The sequence below is a fragment of the Streptomyces sp. NPDC046900 genome, assembly GCF_040644975.1.
GTDB lineage: Bacteria > Actinomycetota > Actinomycetes > Streptomycetales > Streptomycetaceae > Streptomyces.
Genome location: NZ_JBEYXD010000179.1, coordinates 1 through 6,630, shown reverse-complemented (window position 1 = coordinate 6,630; position 6,630 = coordinate 1). Strand labels below are relative to the sequence as shown.

General features: G+C 68.5%; 4 protein-coding genes and 2 pseudogenes. 3 read left to right on the top strand and 3 right to left on the bottom strand.

All coding sequences use genetic code 11. The features are described from left to right. Positions 1–96: 96 nt before the first annotated feature. The 3 genes and pseudogenes from ABZ904_RS50015 to ABZ904_RS50005 form a co-directional block, all read right to left on the bottom strand. Positions 97–1,378: pseudogene (locus tag ABZ904_RS50015) on the bottom strand (MFS transporter); the annotation flags it as partial. 100 nt (positions 1,379–1,478) lie between these two features. Continuing rightward, positions 1,479–1,973, bottom strand: a complete 495-nt coding sequence (locus ABZ904_RS50010; protein WP_359402679.1) for a MarR family transcriptional regulator — start codon at positions 1,971–1,973, stop codon at positions 1,479–1,481. 403 nt (positions 1,974–2,376) lie between these two features. Beyond that, positions 2,377–2,958: pseudogene (locus ABZ904_RS50005) on the bottom strand (TetR family transcriptional regulator); the annotation flags it as partial. A 251-nt stretch (positions 2,959–3,209) separates the two neighbouring features. Here ABZ904_RS50005 and ABZ904_RS50000 point away from each other — a divergent pair. From ABZ904_RS50000 to ABZ904_RS49990, 3 genes are all read left to right on the top strand, one after another. Continuing rightward, complete coding sequence (locus ABZ904_RS50000; protein WP_361830883.1) at positions 3,210–4,016, top strand: alpha/beta hydrolase; 807 nt, start codon at positions 3,210–3,212, stop codon at positions 4,014–4,016. 125 nt (positions 4,017–4,141) lie between these two features. Beyond that, positions 4,142–5,518, top strand: coding sequence for an FAD-binding oxidoreductase (locus ABZ904_RS49995; RefSeq protein ID WP_361830880.1), 1,377 nt, complete (start codon positions 4,142–4,144; stop codon positions 5,516–5,518). A gap of 74 nt (positions 5,519–5,592) precedes the next feature. Then, complete coding sequence (locus tag ABZ904_RS49990; RefSeq protein ID WP_361000448.1) at positions 5,593–6,228, top strand: chorismate mutase; 636 nt, start codon at positions 5,593–5,595, stop codon at positions 6,226–6,228. Positions 6,229–6,630 lie beyond the last annotated feature (402 nt).

The following is a 6,630-nucleotide window of genomic DNA, read 5'->3' as shown; positions in this document are numbered from 1 at the left end:
AGGAAGACCCACAAAGGAAAGCGCCTCGGTGAAGAACAAAAAGCCGCAGGCCGGGGCCACTTCTACGCTTGACAGGCCCGGCCCTCATGGGTGGGTGATGGTCTCGCGGGCGTAATGGCCGATCCGGGTGGTGAGGACCGAGCCGAGCACGGAGACGCCCACCGCGCCGCCGAGCGAGCGGAAGAAGGTGACTGTGGAGGACGCGGCACCGAGGTCGTCGGAAGACACCTGGTTCTGCGTGCACAGCACCAGGTTCTGCAGCGTCATGCCCACGCCGAGCCCCACCAGCGCCATGTAGGAGGCTATGTACAGATACGAGGTGTCGTAGCGGAGCGTGCCGAGCAGGCCCAGTCCCGCTGTCAGCAGGGCGCCGCCTGTCAGCAGCCAGGCCTTCCACTTGCCGGTGCGGGTGATGAGCCGGCCCGAGACGGTGGAGGAGACGAACAGGCCGGCGATGAGCGGAATCGTCATGACACCCGACATGGTCGGCGACTTACCACGCGCGAGCTGGAAGTACTGGCTGAAGAAGACGGTGCCCGCGAACAGGGCTATGCCGACGAACAGGGAGGCGGTGGAAGCGAGGGCTATGGTGGGGTTGCGGAACAGCCGCAGGAGGATGATCGGTTCGGCGGCCTTCGTCTCGACGAACAGGAAGATCAGCGCCAGCACGATCGACCCGCCGACCAGTGTGTAGGTCTGCCAGGAGAGCCAGTCGTACTTGTCGTCGGCGAAGGTGACCCAGATCAGCAGGGTGCAGACGGCGGCGGTGATGAAGAAGGCGCCTGCCCAGTCGACCTTGACCTGACGCTTCGTCACCGGCAGGTTCAGCGTGCGCTGCAGCACGATCAGTGCGGCGACGGCGAAGGGGACACCGACGAAGAGGCACCAGCGCCAGCCGAGCCATGAGGTGTCGGTGATGACGCCGCCGAGCAGCGGGCCGCCGACGGTGGCGACCGCGAAGGTGGCGCCCAGGTAGCCGGAGTAGCGGCCGCGCTCGCGGGGGAGATCATCGCGGCCAGCACGATCTGCCCGAGGGCGGACAGGCCGCCGCCGCCCAGGCCCTGGATGACGCGGGCGGTGATCAGTGTGGCGGGGTTCTGCGCGAAGCCGGCCACCAGAGACCGACGACGTAGATCACCAGTGCCGACTGGACCAGGATCTTCTTGCTGAACTGGTCGGCGAGCTTCCCCCACAGGGGCGTGGAGGCGGTCACCGTGAGGAGCGAGGAGGTGACGACCCAGGTGTAGGCGGACTGGCCGCCGCCCAGGTCGCTGATGATCCTCGGCAGTGCGTTGGTGACGACGGTCGAGGACAGGATGGCGCAGAACAGGCCGAGCAGGAGCCCTGATAGCGCGCGCATGATCTGCGCATGGGTCATCGGCTCGCGGGCGGTCCCTTCCTCGTGAGGGGCGTGCGACTGCACGCCTGCGTCGGGGGTGGTTGTCATGGGGGTGTTCCCTACCTGATGGCAGTGGGTGTTACGCGGCGGGGGCACGGGGGTGGCGGGCGTCCTCGGAGGCGTCTGCGAACGTGCGCGGTTCGGTCCGCTGAGCGTCGAAGTCGGCGCGGAGTCGGGACAGCAGCTGGGCCAGTCGCCGGATTTCCTCGTTGCTCCAGTCGGTCAGTCGTGCGGCGAGCTCCCGGGAGCGGTGGTCGGACAGTTCGGCGAGCTGTGTGTGGCCTTCGGAGGTCAGGCGCAGTATGCGCGAGCGCCGATCGGCCGGGTCCGGGTTGCGGTCGATCCAGCCCAGCATGGTGAGGTGGGCGACGTGACGGCTGGTGACGGACGGGTCGACACCGAGCAGTTCGGTGAGCCTGCCGATGCGCATGGCACCGTGGCGGCCGAGAACGGCCAGCACCGAGGCGGAGCCGTCGGAGCAGCCGGCCGGCACGATGCGGCCCAGTTCACGGCGTACGGAACCGACGGCGCTCAACTGGCGCATCAGCTCGTCGTACAGGACGTTCTCGGCCACATGTATCTCCAATGTCATTGCTTGAGGCAACTATATGAAGGGCCCTGTCCTCTCCGTGATCCACGGACGATTCAGCGCGGGTGCGACACGTTGCTGGTGACCGGGTCGAGAGGTTCTTCGTCTCTGTCGGACAGCAGGGTGTGGATCGCGTAGAGAGCGACGGGCCGGCCCGATCGTGACGACGGGCGGCACACACCGTTCCTGGTGTGTGGTCTGACCTCACTCGGTGCGGGGCCGTCTGAGGGCAGGGCGACGCCTTGAGGGGCCCTCCATGTCACCGCCGCATGTCGGTATTTGAGGCGTGGTCTTGCCTGTCACCTGTCACCGGCGGGGACGGGAGGGGGCAGGGTGCCTGGTCCGTGATGTTGCTGACGGAGGGGGGCGGGTCCGACGCGGTTGCCGAGCTGGTGCGCGCCAGGAGGATTCCTGAGACGCCTTGCAGGAAGGTGGCGGAGACCAGTTCGGGGTTGAAGAGGCAACCGGCCGCCATGGCGCCGTCCCTGAGCATGACGAGGTGCCGGGCGTCCGGCGCCGCGGGTGCGTCGCTGGTTTGTGCCAGCAGGTCCGTGACGGTGTCCAGGAACCACTGCCGGTGGGTCAGGATGAATTGGTGGATCGGGTGGGTGGGGTCGGGGTATTCGGCTGCCGCGTTGAGAAAGGCGCATCCGCGGAAACCGGGGGCCAGGATGCCTTGGGTGATGGATTCGGCGACGGCCTGGACCTTGCCGACGGCCGACTGACCGCTCGCCCGGGCGGCGGTGACCTGTCCTCGGATTCCTCGGTCGGCCCCGGCGAGGTAGGCGAGGACGAGGTCTTCCTTGCCCGCGAAGTGCCGGTACAGCGTGGCCCGGGTTACTTTCGCTTCCGCGGTGATCCGCTCGATGCCGACGGAGTGGATTCCCTCCGCGTAGAAAATCCTGGAGGCCGTGCTGAGCAGCCGCGCTTGCGCATCAGAGGCGCTGCCGCCTTCTGGGGTCGGGGTCATACCGGAAGGCTAGCAAATCACGAGATAGAACGTTCGGTATTGACAGGGCCCTGCGCGGCGGATCTAATGAGACCGAACGTTCTCCCTCCGTCCGGCGTCACGTGGCGGTCACGGGAATGCTGCGGCTGCTGTGTCGCGTCTGGCCGGCGACCGGGTGAGGCGACGGCGTCCGGGGCCGTGTCGGGCCAGTCCGGTCCTCTGCACCGTGAAGTCATCGCCGCGAAGTCATAGTCGAACCGAAAGGTCACATCATGCGTATCCATGTCCCGCGTCGCGTCGCGCTCGCCGCCGGTGCCTTGACGCTGCTTGCTGCCACCACCGCTCCAGGTGTGGCGATGGCGACCGACAAGGGGCCCTCCTCCGCGTCTGCTTCCGCGAAGCCGACGGTCGTCCTGGTCCACGGGGCGTGGGCGGATTCCTCCAGTTGGTCATCGGTGATGGAGCGGCTGCGCGCGGACGGCTATCCGGTGCGGGCCATCGCCAATCCTCTGCAGGGGCTGACCAGTGACACGGCCTACGTCTCCAGTTACCTGTCCACGATCAAGGGTCCCGTGGTGCTGGTCGGCCACTCCTACGGTGGCGCGGTGATCACCAACTCCGCCGCCTCGGATCCCGATGTCAAGGCCCTGGTCTACATCGCCGGTTTCATCCCCGCGAAGGGGGAGACGGTGGGTGGTCTGGCCAAAATGTCGCCGGACCTTCCGGTGGTGCCGACCGTCGTCCCGGACGGGACGGAGGTGTCCATCGATCCGGACCAGTTCCGGGAGGTCTTCGCCGGTGACGTCGACAAGACCACGGCCGCGGACCTGGCTGCGGTCCAGCGGCCCGCCAACATCAAGGCGGTCATGGACGCCAGCGCCCAGGAAGCGTTCCGTACCATCCCGTCCTGGGATCTGATCACCCGCCAGGACCACGCGATCACTCCCGACGCCCAGCGCTTCATGGCCAAGCGGGCCGGCGCGCACACCGAGGAGGTCGACGCCTCCCACGCCGTGATGATCAGCCGACCGGGCACCGTCACACACATCATCGAAGAAGCCGCCCGCAGCACCCGATGACACACCCCCGCATGACCGCCTCGCCGGCCGGGGCCGGGGAGTCCGGCCTCGGCCGGGTATGGCTGACGAAGTGACGCCGTTCACCACGTTTTTGTCTAGATCCGCAAGACAGAGGTGCAATCACTGTGACGACACGCCAACAGCTCGGCCGTCTGACCGCCGCCCTGAGGCGGACCATCCCTGGGGGACAGGTGGTTACCACCGGGCCGGACTACGACTCCGTCCGGAACATCTGGAACGGCGCGGTCTCCGCTCGTCCCGGCGTGATCGTCCGGTGCGCCGATCCGGCCGAGGTCGGGACTGCCGTACTGGCCGGGCGGGAGTTCGGGGTACCCCTGACGGTGCGTGGCGGCGGTCACGACTGGGCCGGGAGAGCACTGCGCGACGGTGGCCTGACGATTGACCTGTCCGGCCTGCGCCGGGTGAAGGTGGATCCGGTGGCGAAGGTCGCCGAGGTGGAAGGAGGAACCACGGCCGCCGATCTCGTCGCCGCCACTCAGCCATTCGGCCTCACCGCGGCGACCGGTGCCGCCGGCTCCGTGGGCATGGCGGGCCTGCCCCTCGGCGGCGGCTATGGGCCGCTCAGCGGCCGCTTCGGACTCGCCCTGGACAACCTGTTGTCCGCGGAGGTGGTGCTCGCCGACGGCTCGGTCGTCACGGCCGACACCGAACGGGAGCCGGAGTTGTTCTGGGCTCTGCGCGGCGGCGGCGGGAACTTCGGTGTCGTCACCTCGATGCGCGTGCGCCTGCACGCCGTTCCGACGCTGCTGTCCGGCATGGTGCTGTTCGGGTGGGAGCAGGCCAGGACCGTACTGGCCGGGCCGGCGGACGTCCTGGCGGGAAGCCCGGACGAACTGACCGTGCAGTCCGGTGTCCTACCCGGCCCCGAGGGCAAGCCCGTGGTGTTCCTCTCGCCCACCTGGAGCGGCGACGACTCCACGGCGGGAGAACACGCGCTGGCGCGGCTCGACACCCTCGGCACACCCCTCGTCTCCCAGGTCGCCCCCACCACCGTGCCCGCGATGCTCGCGGCCATCGACGCGCGGTTCCCCTTCGGCCGGCACGTCGAGATCCGCACGCGTTCCGTGCCGTCCCTGACCTCAGGAGTGCGGGACATGCTGATCCTCGCGGGCTCCACCCTGACCTCGCCCCACTCGGCCGTATCCGTGCACAGCCTGCACGGAGCCGCGGCACAAGTACCCGAGAGGGAAACGGCATTCGGCAACCGCGACCCGCACCTCATGATCGAGATCATCGCCCAGTGGGAACCGGGCGACACCGGTGCGGCGGAGCATCGTGTCTGGGCCGGCGATCTGGCCGACACCCTCGCACCCGAGGCACTGCCGGGTGGCTACCCCAACCTCCTCGGCCCGGACGCGGTCGCACAGATCGCCCACGCCTACGGCTCCAACACCGAGCGGCTGCTCGCAGCCAAACACCGGTACGACCCCTACCGCATATTCAACGCGACCCCCCTGCCGAACCCGTCACGAACCCGGTAAGGCCCGTTGACGCAGGCGGCCCACTTCCCGCGCATATCGAGAACCGAGGCAGACCTTTGAAACTGCGAGACCACTTGACCCGCTACGCCGTGATCACGGGCTTTCTGGGGGCCGCAACCGTGCTGACCGTTCCTCAGGCCATGGCCATGAGCACCCCCGTTCCCGCCGAATCCGTCAGCGGCACGGTCGAGACGGCCAAGCCACTCGGCGAGCTCGGTTCTCTGACGGCTCTCGTCATCGAGCGCATCCGCGTGAGTGATGACGTGGCGGCGTCCAAGTTCGGTACCGACTCGCCCATCGAAGACCCGGTGCGCGAGGCACAGGTACTGGAGCAGGTCCGAACACAGGCCGGCGCGGCTGGGCTGGACCCGGACGCGGCGGCGTCGTTCTTCCAGGACCAGATCACCGCGAGCAAGGCCGTGCAGAACGGCTTGTTCGCTCGCTGGACCGTTCACCCGGTGGAAGCGCCCACGACGCGCCCCGATCTCGGCTCGATTCGCGAGCAGCTCGACCAACTGACCACGGCCCTGCTCCAAGAGCTCAAGGACACGGAAGCACTGCGCGAGAGGCCCATCGCATGCACGGTGCAGTTGGCCCTGGCCACTGGGTCGGGGGCAGTGCTGGAACGGTTGGACACGCTCCATCGTCAGGCGCTCAGGACGGCCACACAGTCGGTGTGCCGCTTCAGTGAGCAGACCGGACAACGCTGACTCGCGAGCGCTGTCGCCTTCTCGGCGCGAGAGCTACCCGTGCCTTCCGTGTCTTTGAGCGATTGCTGTCGTGAGAGCGGCGGCCAACTGGCTGTTCTCTGTCCGTCAGTGTGGTCGACAGGGGTTCGGACAGGGGCCTGGTCCGGGTGAATCACCGTGATCACGCCGCCTTCGGCTCGCGGCCGCAGCACGTGCTTGAGGGCTGTCCCGCAATCCTTGGCGGGCGAACGACATGGTCACTTGCCGACGTGTCCGGGGCTCCGGGCCTGTCGGCAACAGCGCGGCGGGGGTGGGGGGCGGGGGGGTGGGCGACCAGCTCGCGGCCCCGGGCCCGGGCGGTGGGGGGGGGGGGCGGGGGGGTGCGGCGGGGCGACCACCGGGGCGTGCGCGGCAGGGACGGGG